The sequence below is a fragment of the Nocardioides sp. genome, assembly GCF_051876515.1.
In the GTDB taxonomy this organism is placed as follows: domain Bacteria; phylum Actinomycetota; class Actinomycetes; order Propionibacteriales; family Nocardioidaceae; genus Nocardioides.
On sequence record NZ_JBJEHY010000109.1, the window covers coordinates 1 to 2,205 of the forward strand.

Genomic DNA, 2,205 nt, shown 5'->3' on the forward strand with positions numbered 1-2,205 from the left:
TCTCGGTGGTCTGCATCGTCGTCGTCGCCATCATTCGTCCCAGTGAGAAGAAGGAAGAGTCATGAGCATCGAGGTGAAGGGGGTCACCAAGCAGTTCGGTGACTTCGTCGCGCTCGACAACGTCGACGTGAACATCAAGTCGGGGCAGCTGACCGCGCTGCTGGGCCCCAGCGGCGGCGGCAAGTCCACGCTCCTGCGGGTCATCGCCGGTCTGGAGTCCGCGGACGCCGGCACGGTCACCATCGAGGGTGTCGACGCCACGCGGCTCTCGCCCCAGAAGCGCAACGTCGGGTTCGTGTTCCAGCACTACGCGGCGTTCAAGCACATGTCGGTCGCCAAGAACGTGGCCTTCGGCCTGGAGATCCGCAAGCGCCCCAAGGCCGAGATCAAGCGGCGGGTCGACGAGCTCCTCGAGCTCGTGCACCTGTCGCAGTTCGCCGACCGTCTGCCCGCGCAGCTGTCCGGTGGTCAGCGTCAGCGCATGGCGCTGGCCCGGGCGCTCGCGGTCGAGCCCAGCGTGCTGCTGCTCGACGAGCCGTTCGGCGCGCTGGACGCGAAGGTCCGCAAGGAGCTGCGCGACTGGCTGCGGCGCCTGCACGACGAGGTCCACGTGACCACGGTGTTCGTGACCCACGACCAGGAGGAGGCCCTCGAGGTCTCCGACGAGATCGTGGTGATCAACTCCGGCCGGATCGAGCAGATCGGCACCCCCGACCAGCTGTACGACGAGCCGGCCACCGACTTCGTCATGTCCTTCCTCGGCGAGGTGACCACGCTGGGTGGTGCGGCGCTCCGCCCGCACGACATCGACGTGGCCACCACGGCGCAGCAGCCTGACGCGGTCGAGGGCACGGTCTCGCGTCTGGTCCGTGTCGGTTTCGAGGTACGCGTCACCGTCCTCACCGTCGACGGCGAGCAGGTCAATGTGCAGCTCACCCGGACGCACGCGCGTTCGCTGGGGCTGGTCGAGGGCGGCACCGTCTGGTTGTCGCCGGTGCCCGGCGCCACCGTCGTCCCCCGGGGTCGCGGGGGCCTGCGTGTCGCGGAGGCCGCTTCGGCCTGAGTGCGGTAGAAGTCGACGCGGCGGTGGCGCCGGACATGGGGTCTGGCGCCACAGCCGTACCCGGGGTGGTTCGCGAGGCGCGTCCCGGGGGAAGGTGGCACCCATGAGCAGCGACGAGCCCACGGCCGCCTCCGAGCCCGCACCGATCGCCGAACGGCCTTGGCCCGCTCTCCTCGGTGCGGCCGCCCTCGTGGCGCTCACCCTCTGCCCGGCCGTCTACTGGGCGTTGCAGCAGAGCTCGACCGGGTACGTCGTCGCCGCGATGGCCGCTGGCGCGGTCTGGGCCTTCGCGCTGGGCTGGGTGCTGCGGCTGGTGGGCCTGCGCGACGGTGAGGGCCTCGCGCTCAACACGTTCGCCGTGTTCGTGGTGGCCGCACCGGTCGCGGCGCTGGTCTTCGCCGCCCTTCCCTCGCGCGGCGCGATCGCGGTGGCCGCTGGGTGCGTGGCCCTGCCGGTGGCGAGCCTCGCCGGCGTCGCTCTCGTGCGGTGGTGCACCACCTCGACCCAGAGCCGCGGGCTGGGGATCCTGCTGTCGGTCCTGGCCCTGCTCGCGGGCACCGGCCTGTCCGGGTGGGCCGGGGAGCGGGTCGAGAGGCTCGAGGTCAACGCGCGCTGGCTGGCGCAGCTCGAGGACAGCCGGCTCGACGCCTACCTGCCGGAGGTGGACGATCGGAGCCCCCGCCTCACGTCGCTGATGCGGCAGGGTGGGGAGACCGTCGAGTACACGCTGACCTACGGCCGCTTCCCGCACTCCTTCTCCGTCTCGGCCGTCCCGACCAGCGAGGCGCGCTGCGTCCCCGGCGCCGGCACCAGTGACGAGTGCACCCAGGAGGGTGACGCGTACGTGAGCAGGGTGTACGAGGTGGTCGAGGTCGACCGGGGCGGCACCGTCCTGGTCGGCTCCCTCGCCGAGGAGGGACCGGACGCCGAGGAGCTGGCCCGGGCCCTGCTGGCCGCCGAGCGGGTCGAGTTCAGCGACGTCGTCGCGACGAGGTGACACCGGTGGGCTGGCGTGGGAGCCGATCGGGGTGCCCGGGACGTCCCACCCCCATGACCGACGTCCGCCTCCGCCTCGCCACCGGCGCCCTCGCGGCGCTCCTCCTGCTCGCCGTGGGCGGTTGCGGCGACGAGGACCCGGGGAC

General features: G+C 72.1%; 2 protein-coding genes. Both read left to right on the forward strand.

Annotated features, from left to right (window positions below; translation table 11 throughout):
• Nucleotides 1–61: 61 nt before the first annotated feature.
• Entirely contained in the window at nt 62–1,063 is a 1,002-nt protein-coding gene (locus ACI379_RS07970) for a sulfate/molybdate ABC transporter ATP-binding protein (protein WP_439791550.1), read from the forward strand.
• Between the two features lie 103 nt (nt 1,064–1,166).
• Entirely contained in the window at nt 1,167–2,060 is an 894-nt protein-coding gene (locus ACI379_RS07975) for a hypothetical protein (protein WP_439791551.1), read from the forward strand.
• The last annotated feature ends 145 nt before the right edge of the window (nt 2,061–2,205 follow it).

What these genes read in the sequence shown, in the direction of transcription:
- ACI379_RS07975 (WP_439791551.1), top strand. Translation starts at nt 1,167, where the DNA reads ATGAGCAGCGACGAGCCCACGGCCGCCTCCGAGCCCGCACCGATCGCC.
- ACI379_RS07970 (WP_439791550.1), top strand. Translation starts at nt 62, where the DNA reads ATGAGCATCGAGGTGAAGGGGGTCACCAAGCAGTTCGGTGACTTCGTC.